We start from the raw sequence: 15,848 nt of genomic DNA on the forward strand, positions 1-15,848 counted from the left end.
CAGTTGATCTTACAAAACTTCGTCGAGCACCGCCGTCAGCCGCGCCACGGTCGCGTCCACATCATAGAGCTTATCCAGACCGAACAGCCCCAGACGGAAGGTGCGGAAATCATCCGGCTCGCCAACCTGCAAAGGTACCCCGGCAGCGATCTGCATGCCCTTGGCGGCAAAGGCCTTGCCGTTTTGGACATCGGGATCAGTGGTATAGCCGACCACCACACCCGGCGCGGCGAACCCGTCGGCAGCAACCGAAGTCACCCCGCGCGCGGCCAGCGCCTGACGCACCGCTTCGCCCAAACGCCACTGCGCCTCTTTCAACCGGTTAAACCCATAATCGCGGGTCTCTTTCACCGTATCGCGGAAAGCACGCAGCGCATCCGTCGGCATGGTCGCGTGATAGGCATGGCCGCCCGCTTCATAGGCTTTCATCATGTCACGCCACTTGCGCAGGTCGATGGCGAAACTATCCGATGTGGTCTCACTAAGCCGCGCCTCGGCCCGAGCTGACATCATCACCAACCCGGCCGAAGGCGAAGCACTCCACCCCTTTTGCGGCGCTGAGATCAGCACATCGACGCCAAGCGCCTTCATATCAACCCAGACACAGCCCGACGCGATGCAATCAAGCACCATCAACGCGCCCACCTCATGCGCCGCTGCGGCCATTTCTTTGATGTAGTCATCGGGCAGGATCATGCCTGAGCTCGTCTCCACATGCGGTGCGAACACCACCTGCGGCTTGCCTTCGCGGATCGCGGCGGTGACCTCGTTGATCGGTGCGGGCGCAAAGGGCGCGGGGCTGGCGTTGCCCTGCATCCGTGCCTTCATCACCTCGGCGCTGTTGGTCAGATCGGCGCTCTCGATGATCTGGCTCCAACGGTAGGAAAACCACCCGTTGCGCACCACCAGCACGTCTTGGCCCCGCGCGAACTGCCGGGCCACGGCCTCCATCGCATAGGTGCCGCCGCCGGGCACCAGCGCCACGGCATCGGCGTTGTACACTTCGCCCAGCCAGTCCGAGAGGTCGCGCATGACCTGCTGAAACTCTGCTGACATGTGGTTGAGCGAACGGTCGGTGAAAACCACGCTGAATTCATCGAGCCCCGTGGGGTCTACCGTGTCGAGCAATGCCATCGTTCTTCCTCCATCTTTCGATCAAAGGCATATGGCCCGCCGCCGCAAAAGGCAATTGACGGCTAAAGCGGCCCCGGCAAACGTTCTTCGCTCAAGAGCACATTGGCCTCCACCTCTCCCGCGCCGGGCAGGGTCATGATCCGCCGCCTCAGCACACGTTCGAAATCGGGCAAATCCCGCGCCACGACCCGCAGCCGGTAGTCGAAAAGCCCCAAGACGTGCTCAACAGTCTGCACCTCGGGAATAGCACTCACCGCCCGCTCGAAAGCCTCCAAACTCACCCGGCCCCGCGTGGCCAGTTTGATGCCCAGAAAAACAGTTACGCCAAAGCCCAAAGCCTCGGCATTCAGCCGCAACCGTCTCCCCGAAATCGCGCCGCCCTCCTCCAACCGCCTGATGCGCCGCCACGTTGCAGGCTGCGACAGACCAAACCGCCGCCCCAAGGCGCTCGCACTTTGCGTCGCATCCCGTGCCAATGCGCGCAGCAAGGCGCGGTCAATCTCATCAAGCTCAATCACAACGGAAGCCCCTCTTGCGTCTTAATCCGCGCCACGTGCATCAGCGCCTCAATCTCGGCGATATGCGGCAGGGTGAGGATACGGCTGCGATAGATCTGCTGATAATGTGCCATGTCCCGCGCGATGATCGACAGCCGCAGATCGACCCGACCCAAAAACGTCTGAAGCTCGATCACCTCAGGCACCTGCCGCGCCTCTGCCATAAAGATGTCGAAGGCATTGGGCTGCGTCTTGTCCAGTGTCACCCGCAAGGACACCTCCAACGCATATCCAAGCGCCGCCCAATCAATCACCACGCCGCTGCCCTGCACGATCCCCTGATCTTGCAAACGCGCAATCCGCCGCGCGGCCTTGCCAGAGGTGATATTGCACCGCTCCGCCAACTCGCCGGGGCTGAGGCTCGGCTCAGCCTGCCAATAGCGCAGAATACGTCGATCCAAATCATCAAGCATGAATTTTCCGTTTTTCAGTAAGACGACGAATAACTATCTTCATTCTTTCACAAATACCTCTGCGATGGCAATGGCTCCTAGACGCTACATCGCTATGGTGAACCCCAGATAGAGATTAACCAAAGGACAAGATCATGCGCGTTTACTACGACCGCGATTGCGACGTGAACCTCATCAAAGACAAAAAAGTAGCGATCCTCGGCTACGGCTCCCAGGGCCACGCCCACGCGCTGAACCTGCGCGATTCGGGCGCCAAAAACCTCGTCGTCGCCCTGCGCGAAGGCTCCGCTTCCGCCGCCAAGGCTGAAGGCGAAGGCCTTAAGGTCATGGGCATCGCCGAAGCGGCTGCTTGGGCCGACCTGATCATGTTCACCATGCCCGATGAGCTTCAGGCCGAAACCTACAAGAAATACGTACATGACAACATTCGCGAAGGTGCCGCCATCGCTTTCGCCCACGGTCTGAACGTCCACTTCGGCCTGATCGAGCCGAAAGAAGGCATCGACGTGATCATGATGGCCCCCAAAGGCCCCGGCCACACCGTACGCGGCGAATATACCAAAGGCGGCGGCGTGCCCTGCCTCGTGGCGGTGGATCGCGACGCTTCCGGCAAAGCGCTGGAGATCGGCCTGTCCTATTGCTCCGCCATCGGTGGCGGCCGCTCCGGCATCATCGAGACCAACTTCCGCGAAGAATGCGAAACCGACCTCTTCGGTGAACAGGCCGTGCTTTGCGGTGGCTTGGTTGAACTGATCCGCATGGGTTTCGAGACATTGGTCGAAGCGGGCTATGCGCCTGAGATGGCTTATTTCGAATGTCTGCACGAAGTGAAGCTGATCGTCGACCTGATCTATGAAGGCGGCATCGCCAACATGAACTACTCGATCTCGAACACAGCGGAATACGGCGAATATGTCTCTGGCCCGCGCATCCTGCCCTACGACGAGACCAAGAAGCGCATGAAAGACGTGCTGACGGACATCCAGAACGGCAAGTTCGTGCGTGACTTCATGCAGGAAAACGCTGTTGGCCAGCCCTCGTTCAAAGCCACACGTCGCATCAACGACGAACACCGCATCGAGCAGGTCGGCGCAAAGCTGCGTGAGATGATGCCGTGGATTTCCGCGGGCAAGATGGTGGACAAGGCTAAGAACTGAGCCATCTACCCTCTATCACAACTGACACTGACCCCGGCCCTGCGCCGGGGTCTTTGCGCTTGCCCCCGGAGCCTTGAATGACCGACACCCCTCAGATCACCTTGACCAGCTGGCTGTTGATCATTTTGCTGGGCTTAGTCTGGGGCGGTACTTTCTTGCTGATCGAGATTGCCCTCACTGGCATCACTCCCTTCTGGCTGGCTGCGACGCGGATCGGTTTGGCAGGTGTGATCATGGCCGCAATCTGGGCCTTCCGGGGCTTCACCCTTTTCAAGCAGCGTCCGGAACCTGGCCAAATCGCGATCGTAGGGATTATTGGCATTCTTAGCTCAGCCCTGCCTTTTTCGTTGCTTGCATGGGGGCAGCAATACGTGACCTCAGGCTTCGCCGGGGTTTCCATGGCTTCGGTGGCGCTGATCGTGCTGCCGATGGCGCATTTCCTGCTGCCGGGCGAACGGCTCACCCCACGCAAGCTCGGCGGCTTTGTCATTGGGTTCTTGGGCGTTGTGGTGCTGGTTGGCGGGCAAGCCTTCGAAAGCAGCGGTGCCGCGATGGAGACACCGGGACGTCTGGCTTGTATCGGCGCGGCCTCTTGCTATGCCGTAAGCTCGATCCTGATGCGCCGTCTGCCGCCGGTGGACCCGATGGGGCTGGCGGCTACGCTGATGCTGGTGGGCGCTGCGGTCATGTTACCCTTGGCGCTGCTTACCGAAGGGGCCCCGCCACTGCCTTCGTCAGAGACAATGGGCGTGCTGTTGCTGCTTGGGCTCGTGCCCACAGCAGGCGCGGCCTTTCTGCGGACCTATGTAGTGCGCACTGCCGGGCCGGTCTTTATGTCACTGGTCAATTACCAAGTGCCGGTCTGGTCCGTTCTACTCGGCGCGCTGATCCTGTCCGAGCCACTGCCGATGTCGCTGCTTTATGCGATGGCGCTGATCCTCGCCGGGGTCGGCCTTAGCCAATATGGCGCGCTGAAACGGTTGTTCCAGCGCGGACGGGCCTAGCTGCCCACTGCCGCGTTCACTGCGTCAACCACACTGTCCACCGCACGCTCCATCAGCGCCGCATCTTCATGCTCTGCCATCACCCGCACAAGCGGCTCGGTGCCAGACTTGCGGATTAACAGCCGCCCACCTTGAGCGAGATCGGCTTCGGCTTGTGCGATGGCGGCCTGCACCTGTGCGTCTTCCAGTGGGGTCTGCCCGCTGGAAAAGCGCACGTTCTTCAGCAGTTGCGGCACCGGATCGAATTGATACAGCAGTTCCGAAGCAGGCTTGCCCGAACGCACCATCTCGGCCAAGAACTGCATCCCGGCCATGAGGCCATCGCCCGTGGTGGCGTGATCGGTCATGACGATATGCCCCGATTGTTCCCCGCCGAGGTTAAAGCCCCCCGCGCGCATCCGCTCCACCACATAGCGGTCCCCAACGGCGGTCCGCTCCAGCTGAACCCCGCGATCGTTCAGGAAACGCTCTAGCCCAAGATTGCTCATCACCGTGGCCACCAGCGCCTTGTTCGCGAGCCGGTCATCCGCAGCCCAACGCGCCGCCATCAGCGCCATAAATTGATCCCCGTCGCCAATACGGCCATTCTGGTCGATCAAGATCACCCGATCCGCATCACCATCAAGGCAAATGCCGATGTCTGCGCCATTCGCGACCACGGCCTCGGCTGCCGATTGTGGCTGGGTAGACCCACAGCCATCGTTGATATTGAAGCCATTGGGGGCCACGCCCACGGGGATCACCGTCGCGCCCAATTCCCAAAGGGCCATAGGCGCCACGTGATAGGCCGCGCCATGCGCGCAGTCGATCACCACCTTCAGCCCATCCAGACGCATCTGACGCGGGAAAGAGGATTTGACCCGCTCGATATAGCGATAGCGGCTGTCGTCGATCCGCTTTGCGCGACCAATCTGGTCAGGGGCCGTAGGCTCCACCCCTTCGGCGACCAAGGCCTCGATCTCGTGTTCGACCTGATCAGACAGCTTGAACCCGTCCGGGCCAAAAAATTTGATGCCGTTGTCACTGGCCGGGTTGTGACTGGCGGAAATCATCACCCCCAAATCCGCCCGCATGGAGCGTGTCAGAAGCCCGACCGCCGGGGTCGGCACCGGGCCAAGCAGCAGGACATTCATCCCCGTGCTGGTCAGCCCCGCCGTCAATGCGTTCTCAAACATATAACCCGACAGGCGGGTGTCCTTGCCAATCACCACACGGTGCACACTGTCTTTCTCGCGCCGGAAATAGCGCCCAACAGCCGCGCCGACACGCAGCGCCATTTCGGCAGTCATGGGATGAATATTGGCCGTGCCGCGCACGCCATCTGTACCAAAAAGCTTTGTCATATCTGTTTTCCTGCCATGGCTGCACGGTAAAGTGCAATCGCTTGAACGGTTTGCGCCACATCATGAACGCGTAAGGATTGAATGCCGTGGTTCAACGCCGCCAGCGCCACCGCGATGGACCCCGGCGCGCGGTCTTTCCCCGCATCGCCGCCACCGATCGTTCCGATAAAGCGTTTCCGCGACGCACCCAGCAAGACCGGCACGCCAAGGCTGTGAAACAGGCTCAAACGGGCAAGCAGCGCGAGATTGTGCTCTAACGTTTTGCCAAACCCGATACCGGGATCAGCGATGATGTTGCTGCGTTCAATCCCAACCGCCTCTAGCGCGGTAATCCGCTCGGCCAGATAGTCATAGACGTCCAGCAGCACGTCATCATAGCGCGGGTCGCGCTGCATCGTCGCCGGATCACCTTGGGCATGCATCACGCAGATAGGTAGGCCACGGGCAGCGCAAAAGGGCGCAAGGGCAGGATCGAAAGTCAGCGCGGCCACGTCATTAACCAGATCCGCCCCCGCCGCCACGGCTGCGTCGGCCACGGCAGCCTTGCGCGTGTCAATGCTGATCGCCCCTGCGCCTGAGGCACGCAGCCCTTCGATCACCGGCACGATGCGAGCGATCTCGACAGCCGCTGGCACCGTCTCTGCCCCCGGACGGGTCGATTCGCCGCCCACATCAAGCATGTCGACCCCGGCAGACCGCATCGCCACGCCCGCCGCTACCGCCACCTGCGGATCAGAATGACGCCCCCCATCGGAGAAACTGTCTGGCGTGGCGTTAAGGATGCCCATGACACGGGGGCGGTCGAAAGACAGTCCGGCAACCGGCGCGCGCGGTGCGGTCAGCGTCTCCAACGCCACTTGGGGCAACTTAGCCGCTGGGATCACACGCGGCGCACTTGCGCGGCTCAGCACTTCAACATGGGTAAACCAGCCCCAGCCGCCCGCAAGGGTCACGGCCCCATCAGGCCGCGCGGGACCAATTTGAACAAGCGGGCGGTGGTAATCAGACATCAGAGGATTTTCGCCATATCAGCCGACTGTGCCCGCATCGGTACGCCCGCACCCTCAGGCAGTTCGGCACCAATCACCAAAAGCTCGGTCGCAGCACAGCTTTCCGCGAACCATGCCGCCAAAGCAGATGCCGCGTTTGGGGCGGCGGTGGGGCCATCGACCGCGTCAAGCACGATGCGCGATGGGGCCCAGATGCTCAACTGACCGTTTTTCATGGCCCAGTCTAACTCTGTTCGGCTGCCGACAACGACGCCGCGTGGATCGCAGGCGGCAAGTTTCCAGGCATTCTGCTCAATCGCCAAGAGATCAATATGGCGCTGCGCCTTTTCTTGTCCAGCCTGCGGTGCGGCAGTGTCTGCCGGACCGACACAAAGGATCACCGGCTGTGCAGCGCTTTCCAACTGGTCCAACCAACCGCCCAGATGCGGGGATCCAATGGCTGCGTTAGAAAAATACACTACGCGGGGCTGTGGCGTTTCATTTTCTGGCTCTTGCGTCACAGCACCACCGCCCCGTGCCCGCACGATCTCAACCCCAAGGGCACCGGGGCCGCGGTCCAGCTTCTCAATACGGACAAAAACCCGCATCGCTTGCGGCTCAACCAAGATCCGATCCGCCACCCGTTCAGCCAGTGTTTCCAGCAGATTAAGTCGTTCGGCAGCAAGCTCGGCGGCAATTGCCTCGGTCACGCGATCATAAGAAAGGATGCGATCTACATCGTCATCCACAACACCCGCCAGGGGGGCCACCTCAACCACCACGTTGAAAGAGACCCGCTGCGTCACATCCCGCTCGGCCTGAAACGCGCCGATTTCAACCTCAACGATATGATCGCGCAGGGAAATGCGGTCGCGTAGCTCAGCGCCGGCCATCGCCGCGGCCCGCTCTGAGGGGTGGGCAAAAGCAAGTCGAATTTCGTCGGACATCGGCAGCGCCTATCGGATCAGGGTAACATGCCCCTTTGGGGGCGCCTCAGGGCACCTCTAGCAGGCCCACCGTCGGCAGGCCAGCACCCGAAAACAAATCTGCGCCCTACCCTTTAGTTCGACGCAGTTTTCCACGTGTGGCGGTAGAAGAGATGCTGACCGATCCGTGCTGTCTTGGTATAGACCCGCGCCCAGTTGGGGTTCACGGCGGTCGTGTGGTAGTGGGTTGCACCGTTGGTCAGCTTCGGCGCGGAGCCGTCGATGATCGCGCGGGCCACTTTCGAGACACGGGCAAAGGCGCGCGGCTCGTTGATGACTTCTTTGTTGCCATCGCAGGTGTAGGTAAATTGGCACTGGTACTTTCGGCCAGTCCCTTGATTGATGACACCGCAAAGCGTGCCGGGGAAGCGGGCTGATTCTACGCGGTTCATGATCACTTCGGCCACGGCGAACTGACCTTTGACGGTCTCACCACGGGCTTCAAAGTAAAGCGCTTCGGCAAGGCACTGCAACTCAGCGCTGCCTTCGGCCTTGGGCTGGCTATCAACCCATGCCTTAGAGAATTTCACATCGGTCTCACTGGCCGAAGCTGGCTGCGCGACCATTTCCTGAAGTCGGGCAGTGCCCGCGGATTTCAGACCTTGAATTTCGATCTGCGCAAGATCGCTGGCGCTCTCGGAACTGGCTACAGCGGCCAAAGGCGCGCTGCAAAGAGCGACGGAAAGTGCAAAAGAGATCGACCGGGTAAAACGCATCATGCGCCTCGCATCATTGTTAGGGCTGCGGGGCGGATAGCCAAAAGGTTCCTCGCGGTAAACCCAACTGGGCATTATGTGCAGAAACCCGCCGAATTATGGTATAAGTTGGGCCGTTGCCCGCCGCCGCTACCCGATCTTGTGGGCGATGGCGAGCTGCGCCGCGGCTAAACGTGCAACTGGTACGCGAAATGGCGAGCAAGAAACGTAATCGAAGCCCGATTCGCGGCAAAATGCGATCGATTCTGGGTTCCCGCCATGCTCGCCACAGATTGAGAGCGTGATTCCCGGCTGTGCTTTTCGGCCCCGTTCGGCACCCAATTGCAGCAATTCGCCCACCCCATCGGTGTCGAGCACATGAAACGGATCTTCGGGATAGACCCCCTGTTGGACGTAATTCGACATGAACCGTCCCGCATCATCACGCGACAATCCGTAGGTCATCTGCGTCAGGTCATTGGTGCCGAAGCTGAGAAAAGCACAATGCGGTGCGATCTCTTCGGCACGCAAACAGGCGCGCGGGGTCTCGACCATGACACCAAGGCGGTAGGTAAAGCTGGCGTCCCGCTCACTGCGCACGGCGGCAGCCACGGCATCAACGCTGGCTTTGACCAGCTCCACCTCGCGCCGGGCGCTGACCAAGGGGATCATAATCTCGGGCACCACCGGCTCGCCATCCCGGCTGGCCTCAATGGTCGCCTCAAAAATCGCGCGAGCCTGCATCTCATAGATTTCCGGCACCGTGACCCCCAGTCGCACGCCGCGCAGGCCCAGCATCGGGTTATATTCCGTCATCGCCGCCACGCGCCGCGTCACGTCAGACATCTGCAGCCCAAGCGCCTCAGCCAGTTCGCGCTGCCCGGCTTTGTCGGATGGCAGGAATTCATGCAGGGGCGGGTCAAACAGGCGGATGCAGACGGGTTGGCCCTGCATAATGCGGAATAGCTGAGTAAAATCATCACGCTGCATGGGCAAAAGACGTTCCAACACCGCGCGGCGATCCTCACCACTTTCGGCAAAAATCATCTCGCGCATCACGGTCAGGCGGCCAGGCTCGAAAAACATATGCTCGGTCCGACACAGGCCGATGCCATGGGCGTTGAAGTTCCGCGCGGTCTGCGCATCGGCAGGCGTATCGGCATTGGCGCGAATCCCAATGTCGGCCACATCCTCAGCCCAGCCCATCAGCCGGGTGAAGGTATCATCAAGTGCGGCCTCCTGCATCTGGGGTGCGCCGGCCAGCACCTGCCCGGTAGAGCCGTCCACGGTGATCTGGTCGCCCTCAACAAAGACCCGCCCATCGGGGGCAATGATCTGCCGCTGGGTCACGATAAAGCGCATGTTCGTCGCGCCCACTACACAAGGCAGCCCCATGCCGCGCCCAATCACCGCCGCATGGCTGGTAATGCCACCGCGCTCGGTCAGCACCGCGCGGGCGGCGTGCATGCCGCGGATGTCTTCGGGCGTTGTTTCGCGCCGTACAAGGATACAAGGCTCACCGCGCGCAGCGCTGGCCTGCGCATCACTGGCAGAAAAGACGATCCGCCCGGTGGCGGCGCCGGGGCTTGCAGCGATGCCACGTCCGATCACATCGCGTTTGGCGCTTGGATCAACCTGACGGTGAAGCAATTCCGACAGCGTGCGCGGCTGCACCCGCATCAAGGCTTCCTCGCGGCTGATGATCCCCTCATCCGCCAAAGCCACCGCGATCCGCACCGCCGCGCGGGAGGACCGCGCCACTTTTACGCCATCAAGGATATGCAGCTTGCCTTGGTCGATCACAAACTCGACCTGCATTTCGGCGCGCAGGCGTTTGCGCATCAGGGCCGCGTGTTCTTTCAGCTCGGCAAATGCCTCGGGCACCAGTTCTTCCAGCGACGGTCCGCGCGGATCGCGGGTAAGGTACATCGCCGCCGCATCGCCTTCGAGCGCATCGCGGCCTTGGCTCTGGCTCAGATAGCGCCCGGTGATCTGCGGCAGGCCAGTGTCACTGTCGACCAGTTGCAAAACGCCCGAACCGCACTGCCCCTGCCCCACACCGAATGCCATCTCTTGCACGATCAGCCCCAAACCGGCATCCGCAGGCGCACCTTTGGCCTGCCGCAACAGCCGCGCCGAAGTGCCATTCCACGCCCGCGCCATAGAGCGCAGCACGGCAGCCAATTGCGTCGCTGGGTCTTGAGGGAAACGCTCTTCTGTCTCGGCCTCATAGGCGCGCAACGACTCCATCAGCGCCGCGCGGCCATCGCCGTTCACATCGTCGAACATATCGGGGTCAAGGCGGGCAACATTGACGGCATAGGACTGCACGAAGCGCGAATAAAGCGCCGCCGCCGGACCTTCGCCGATCGTCTTGGCATAATGTTCAAACAGCGCGTCATTGATGCCGATGTTCAGAACCGCCCCCGGCCCGCCCCAATCGGGGTCTTGGCTGGAGGGACGCACACAAAGCAACGCGCCCTTGGGGAATTGATCGACCACTGCCTGCACATCGGGCAACTGCCCGCGGGCAATTTGTTGCACCGCATTAAAGGAAACCGCCACGGTGGACGGCACCGGCAGCTCAAGCCGCACAAGGCGCTGCAGGCATTTCGCCCGCCCGCCGTGGGTGTCATTTGCGATCGGCGCGGTGGGGGTCACCAGCGTGGTATTCGGGTCATTCTGCACTGCGGCACCTTCAACGTTCAGATGCAGCATAGGGGTTAAGGCAAAAGGGGCAAGTGATCTTGCCCCTGCCCCGCTTACCCGTCGAGCTTGGTCAGATCGGCCACAGCACTACAGATTGTGCGAATGCGGCTCAGCAGATTGAGCCTGTTGCGCCGCATGGTCGGGTTGTCTGCATTGACCTGAACCGCCTCGAAAAACGCATCAATCGGCCCGCGCAACTCGGCCATCGCTGCCATCGCGGTCAAGAAATCCTGCGCTGCCATCGCCGGGGTGATCTTGGCCTCGGCCTTGTCGAGCGCGGCGAAGAGGTCTTTCTCGGCCTCCGTCTCGGCAAACTTCGGATCGGCGCCAAAGGAATATTCCACGCCATCGGCCTCTTCAGCTTGGCTGAGGATGTTGTTGGCGCGTTTGAAGCCTTGGATCAGGTTCTCGCCGTCGTCGGTTTTCAGCGTTTCCGACAGGGCGCGGGCGCGTTTGACCAAGAGGGTTAGATCGTCGCTGCCGTCCATCGCGATGCAGGCGTCGATGATGTCGTGGCGGATGCCTTGATCGCGCAGGTAGACTTTGAGGCGGTCGTGGATGAAGGAGAGGAGATCGCTCTGTAGGTCGCTGTTAAAATGCCACTCATGGATCGTAACTCGGGTTCGACCCGCTTCGGCGAGTTCTTTTAGATCGAACTCACCTCGAATGTCCTTTGTTCGTCCTGTTGCGATAACACGACCGTCTTCTTGAACCGTTGCGGCAGTATCAGCTTCGATAGTGGCGCGGTGTGACTGCAAAGTTTCCGCCAATGAAAGATGTAAGTCATTCTCAACCAAGATCCGAATAACCCCCAACGCCGCGCGGCGTAGCGCAAAGGGGTCTTTGCTCCCGGTCGGCTTCTCATCAATCGCCCAGAAGCCCGTCAGCTTGTCGATCTTTTCAGCCAGCGCCACAGCAATCGACACCGGCGCAGTCGGCACGTCATCGGACGGCCCCAGCGGCGCGTAGTGATCTTTCGCCGCATCCGCCACAGCATCCGACAGCCCGGCCTTGCGCGCGTAGTAGCTGCCCATCAAGCCCTGCAATTCGGGGAACTCATAGACCATCTCGGAACTGAGATCAGCCTTGGCCGCCCGCGCGGCCTGCTCTGCCTCATCAGCATCAGCCCCGACCAGCGGGGCCAGCTCATGCGACAGGGTCGCCATGCGGTCGATCAATTCGGCCTGTGTGCCCAGTTTGTTGTGGAAGGTGACGTTTCCGAGCGCCTTCACCCAAGTCTCCATGCCCGCGCCCGAGGTCACGGTGCGCAGGTCATTGTCCCAGAAGAATTTCGCATCCGACAGCCGCGCGCCGAGCACCTTCTCGTTGCCCGCAAGGATCGTCGCGCCATCGTCGGCGGTGGTGCGGTTGGCCACGGTGACGAAGCGTTCAATTTGGCCTGACTTTGGATTGCGGACGGAGAAGAACTTTTGGTGCTCTTTCATCGAGGTTTGCAGCACTTCGGGCGGCAGACCTAGGAAATCGTCGCCAATGCGGCCCATCAGCACCACGGGATATTCGACCAGCCCGGCGACCTCGGCCAAAAGCCCTGCGTCTTCGACAACCTCAAGTCCGGCGGCGAAGGCCATGTTGGTGGCGTCATGCCAGATCGTATCGGCCCGCGCGGCGGGGTCGAGCACGACATGGGCGTGGGCGAGTTTGGTCTGGTAGTCTTCAAAGCCCGTGACTTCGATCTGATCGGGCGCAAGGAACCGGTGTCCGCGCGTGGTGTTCCCGGCTGTGATCCCGTCGACGGTCAGCGGCACAACCTCGGCCCCGGCTTCATCGCTGATGACGCAAAGGATCGAATGCAGCGGGCGGACCCATTTCAAGCTCCCCGTGCCCCACCGCATCGACTTGGGCCATGGGAAGTTGCGGATGGTCTGTCCCAGCACTTCGGCGACGATCTCTGCCGCCGGGCGGCCCGGCTTCTCGATTTTAGCAAAGAACACTTTCCCTTTGGGGGTATCGCGTTCCTCAAGCTGATCACGGGTCAGACCAGCACCGCGCAAAAACCCTTCGATGGCTTTCTCGGGCGCGTCGGCTTTTGGGCCTTTGCGTTCTTCGACCTGTCGTGGGCTGGCGGCCAGCATATCACCGAGTGCCAGCGTCAAGCGGCGCGGCGTGGTGAAAACAGCGGCGGAACCATAGGTCAAATTAGCCTCAACCAGACCATTGGTCACCAGCTTTTGCAGGTCTTCGCCCGCACGTTTCTGCATCCGCGCAGGGATTTCTTCGGAGAAAAGTTCAATCAGCAGATCTGGCACGGGCGGCCCCCAATTCTTGCCGCGACGGCGGCGTCTCATCGGAGGCTTGGATAACGAGTGCTAGGCGGAGGGTCTAGCCCCCCGCCCTGCGTTTAATCCAACAAGGTGCGGATATCGTGATCGGAGAATTTCGGGATCACGCGATAGCCCGCTTCGACGAAGTTATAGATCGCAAAGCCAATCAGCCCCAGACCCGCGCCCCCCAGTAGGAACTGCCCAAAGGCCATGCCGCGCAGACTTTGCAAAGCTTCGCCCAGACCACCGGCCTGTTCTGGATTGGCCGTCAGCGCCGCATAGCCCAGTGAAAAGGCGACCAGCCCCAAAATACCGCCGTAGATGACAAGGCCGATTTTCACGACTGGGTCGATGCTTTCGGTGAAATGTGTGCGCGCCAGATGGCCCTTATATTTCCCGCTCCACCCCTTGTAGGCGTAGTAGACCCCTGCGCCCAATAGGATCAGCGCGCCAGCGGCCACGATATAGCGCCCGCCAGGCATCGCCATAAGCTTTTGCGTCCAATCCTCCGCAGAACTGCCGCCGGAGTTTTTGCCGCTCATCGCCAAGGCCAGAACCGAGACGCCGATACCGCCGTGGATAAGCCCAGTCGTGACTTGCCCCAGTCGCGCGACTAGCCCCTTGGCGTCTGTGCCGTGGTCTTCAACGTCTTTCACCCCAGCCGCCACGCGCCAGACCAAATAGGCCAGCAGGCCAAGGCCAATGGCAAACAACGCCGGCACGCCGTAGGGTTCGTCGCGCAGGGCGGCCAACGCATCTTTCGTGCCCGAGGCCTGGGTAGATTTGAACGCCGCCAAAAAGGCCAGCCCGCCAACGATCATATAGATTACGCCCCGCGCGCCATAGCCCGCCCGCATAACCCATTTCAGTCCTTCATGTGATTTGTCTGACACGTGCGCCCCCATTCTATTGGAGGACAAGCGTTCGGCGCAGGGAAAAGGTTCCACGCTATCTTCAACGCGGCGCCTTATCTAGTTTAGTTCTCGGGCCGCTCCGGGCAGGTCTCGCCGATTACGGTGCCGTCATAAGACTTTTCACCGCAGTCGTTAAGCTCGTGCCAGATATAGCCGCGCCCGTCATCGGTCAGCGCCACGATCCGGTCGACACCATAGTGCACGTTCTTCGCCCCAAGGAAGGTCAGCGCTGTGCCCGCCTCGATCTCAGCACCAATGGCTGCGGCATCAAAGCAATCGAACCAACCCGGCGCGTTACGCGGGTCGGTGTGGTCGGTCATCTCATAAGTCTCGGTCGCCATGGCGAGGCTTAAGTCATGCGTAAAACAGGCGCGAAACCGGATGGGAGAGCTATCAGCGTCAATGGCTTGCAGGTTGTCTGCGGCGATCTCTTCCGGTTCTTGGGTGGTAAGCGAAACCAGTTCGACCTGCGCGTCAGGCACATCATCGTAAAAGCCATAGATCTGCAAATAATAAAGCGCAGCCCCGGCGATCAGCGCAGATACAAGGATCACAATACCAACAATCTTGCCGCTCATGCCGCGTTGTCCGCTTCAGGCGTCCAACCGCCTGCGCGGGTCTGCACGAAGGCATCGGCGCATTGTTTGGCCAAGGCCCGCACCCGCCCGATATAGGCCTGCCGTTCGGTGACTGAGATCACGCCACGCGCGTCGAGCAGGTTGAAGATGTGGCTGGCCTTGATGCATTGGTCATAGGCCGGATGCGCCATGACGATGCGCTTGCCGGTCTTGGGGTCTTCGGCGGGTTGCTCCAGAATGAACTGGCAATGCGCCTCTGCCTCGTTGAACTGGTCCAGCAGCACCTCGGTATTGGCGGTGTCAAAGTTCCAGCGCGCGAATTCTTCTTCGGTCTGTTTGAAGATATCGCCATAGGTCAACGGGATCGGCGCGTCGGGGCTGTTGAAGGGCATGTCCATCACGTGATCCACGCCCAGCACGTACATCGCCAAACGCTCCAACCCATAGGTAAGCTCGCCCGAGACAGGATGACAGTCATGGCCGCCGACCTGCTGGAAATAGGTAAACTGGCTGACTTCCATACCGTCGCACCAGACCTCCCAGCCCAGACCCCACGCGCCCAGCGTCGGGCTTTCCCAGTCGTCCTCGACAAAGCGGATGTCATGCAGCGCCATGTCGATGCCGATGGCCTCAAGCGAGCCCAGGTACAGCTCTTGCAGATTGGGCGGGCTGGGTTTGATGAGCACTTGATACTGATAGTAATGCTGCAAGCGGTTGGGGTTCTCACCATAGCGCCCATCAGTAGGGCGGCGCGAGGGCTGCACATAGGCCGCAGCCCACGGTTGGCTGCCGAGGCTGCGCAGCGTGGTGGCCGGGTGAAAGGTGCCCGCGCCCACTTCCATGTCATAGGGCTGCAGGATCGCACAGCCATGGCGCGCCCAGTAGCCCTGCAAGGCAAGGATGATCTCTTGAAAAGAGCGTGGTTTCTGCGCCGCGTCAGACATGGTGATTGCCCCTTAATGATGCGCGCCTTTCCTACGTCTGCAATCCATGAGGGTCAATCGCAGCTTTGTGAGAAATTCAGCCCCTTTCCCATGGCATTTAAGCTGCTTTCCAGCGTAATCTGGCTCGGATTTGGTTTTGCGAG

The 15,848-nt window shown here is 60.9% G+C and carries 14 protein-coding genes; 2 read left to right on the forward strand and 12 right to left on the reverse strand.

Translation table 11 applies throughout. The features are described 5' to 3' along the window. Positions 1-9: 9 nt before the first annotated feature. From WNY61_RS05335 to WNY61_RS05345, 3 genes are all read right to left on the reverse strand, one after another. Positions 10-1,134, reverse strand: coding sequence for an aminotransferase class V-fold PLP-dependent enzyme (locus WNY61_RS05335; protein ID WP_342850415.1), 1,125 nt, complete (start codon positions 1,132-1,134; stop codon positions 10-12). 62 nt (positions 1,135-1,196) lie between these two features. Beyond that, positions 1,197-1,652, reverse strand: coding sequence for an Lrp/AsnC family transcriptional regulator (locus WNY61_RS05340; RefSeq protein WP_342850416.1), 456 nt, complete (start codon positions 1,650-1,652; stop codon positions 1,197-1,199). Beyond that, positions 1,649-2,104, reverse strand: a complete 456-nt coding sequence (locus tag WNY61_RS05345; RefSeq protein ID WP_342850417.1) for an Lrp/AsnC family transcriptional regulator — start codon at positions 2,102-2,104, stop codon at positions 1,649-1,651. Before WNY61_RS05345 ends, WNY61_RS05340 begins: the two co-directional genes overlap by 4 nt. Positions 2,105-2,238: 134 nt before the next feature. Here WNY61_RS05345 and ilvC point away from each other — a divergent pair, with 134 nt between their 5' ends. Both ilvC and WNY61_RS05355 read left to right on the forward strand, forming a co-directional pair. Further along, a complete protein-coding gene (ilvC, locus tag WNY61_RS05350; RefSeq protein ID WP_007119394.1) occupies positions 2,239-3,261 on the forward strand; it encodes a ketol-acid reductoisomerase in 1,023 nt (340 codons plus the stop codon). 77 nt (positions 3,262-3,338) lie between these two features. Next, a complete protein-coding gene (locus tag WNY61_RS05355; protein ID WP_342850419.1) occupies positions 3,339-4,265 on the forward strand; it encodes a DMT family transporter in 927 nt (308 codons plus the stop codon). Here WNY61_RS05355 and glmM read toward each other — a convergent pair. The 9 genes from glmM to WNY61_RS05400 all read right to left on the reverse strand — a co-directional run bounded on the left by glmM (position 4,262) and on the right by WNY61_RS05400 (position 15,705). Beyond that, the gene (gene glmM / locus WNY61_RS05360; protein WP_342850420.1) at positions 4,262-5,608 is read right to left on the reverse strand and encodes a phosphoglucosamine mutase; all 1,347 of its coding nucleotides are present in this window, start codon (positions 5,606-5,608) and stop codon (positions 4,262-4,264) included. The genes WNY61_RS05355 and glmM overlap by 4 nt on opposite strands. Continuing rightward, the gene (gene folP, locus WNY61_RS05365; protein ID WP_342850421.1) at positions 5,605-6,618 is read right to left on the reverse strand and encodes a dihydropteroate synthase; all 1,014 of its coding nucleotides are present in this window, start codon (positions 6,616-6,618) and stop codon (positions 5,605-5,607) included. Before folP ends, glmM begins: the two co-directional genes overlap by 4 nt. Next, positions 6,618-7,544, reverse strand: coding sequence for a dihydroneopterin aldolase (locus WNY61_RS05370; RefSeq protein ID WP_342850422.1), 927 nt, complete (start codon positions 7,542-7,544; stop codon positions 6,618-6,620). Before WNY61_RS05370 ends, folP begins: the two co-directional genes overlap by 1 nt. A gap of 113 nt (positions 7,545-7,657) precedes the next feature. Further along, entirely contained in the window at positions 7,658-8,302 is a 645-nt protein-coding gene (locus WNY61_RS05375; RefSeq protein ID WP_342850423.1) for a cell wall hydrolase, read from the reverse strand. Between the two features lie 126 nt (positions 8,303-8,428). Further along, positions 8,429-10,996 (reverse strand): putative PEP-binding protein, encoded by a 2,568-nt coding sequence (locus tag WNY61_RS05380; RefSeq protein WP_342850424.1) that lies wholly within the window; start codon positions 10,994-10,996, stop codon positions 8,429-8,431. Positions 10,997-11,040: 44 nt separating this feature from the next. Further along, on the reverse strand, positions 11,041-13,254 hold the full coding sequence (gene glyS, locus WNY61_RS05385; RefSeq protein ID WP_342850425.1) for a glycine--tRNA ligase subunit beta: 2,214 nt from the start codon (positions 13,252-13,254) through the stop codon (positions 11,041-11,043). Between the two features lie 92 nt (positions 13,255-13,346). Next, complete coding sequence (locus WNY61_RS05390) at positions 13,347-14,162, reverse strand: DUF1206 domain-containing protein (protein ID WP_342850426.1); 816 nt, start codon at positions 14,160-14,162, stop codon at positions 13,347-13,349. An 83-nt stretch (positions 14,163-14,245) separates the two neighbouring features. After that, positions 14,246-14,761, reverse strand: a complete 516-nt coding sequence (locus tag WNY61_RS05395) for a DUF6446 family protein (protein ID WP_007119385.1) — start codon at positions 14,759-14,761, stop codon at positions 14,246-14,248. Further along, the gene (locus WNY61_RS05400; RefSeq protein ID WP_342850427.1) at positions 14,758-15,705 is read right to left on the reverse strand and encodes a glycine--tRNA ligase subunit alpha; all 948 of its coding nucleotides are present in this window, start codon (positions 15,703-15,705) and stop codon (positions 14,758-14,760) included. Before WNY61_RS05400 ends, WNY61_RS05395 begins: the two co-directional genes overlap by 4 nt. Positions 15,706-15,848: the final 143 nt, after the last annotated feature.

This window comes from Sulfitobacter sp. AS92 (assembly GCF_038900015.1).
Classification (GTDB): domain Bacteria; phylum Pseudomonadota; class Alphaproteobacteria; order Rhodobacterales; family Rhodobacteraceae; genus Sulfitobacter.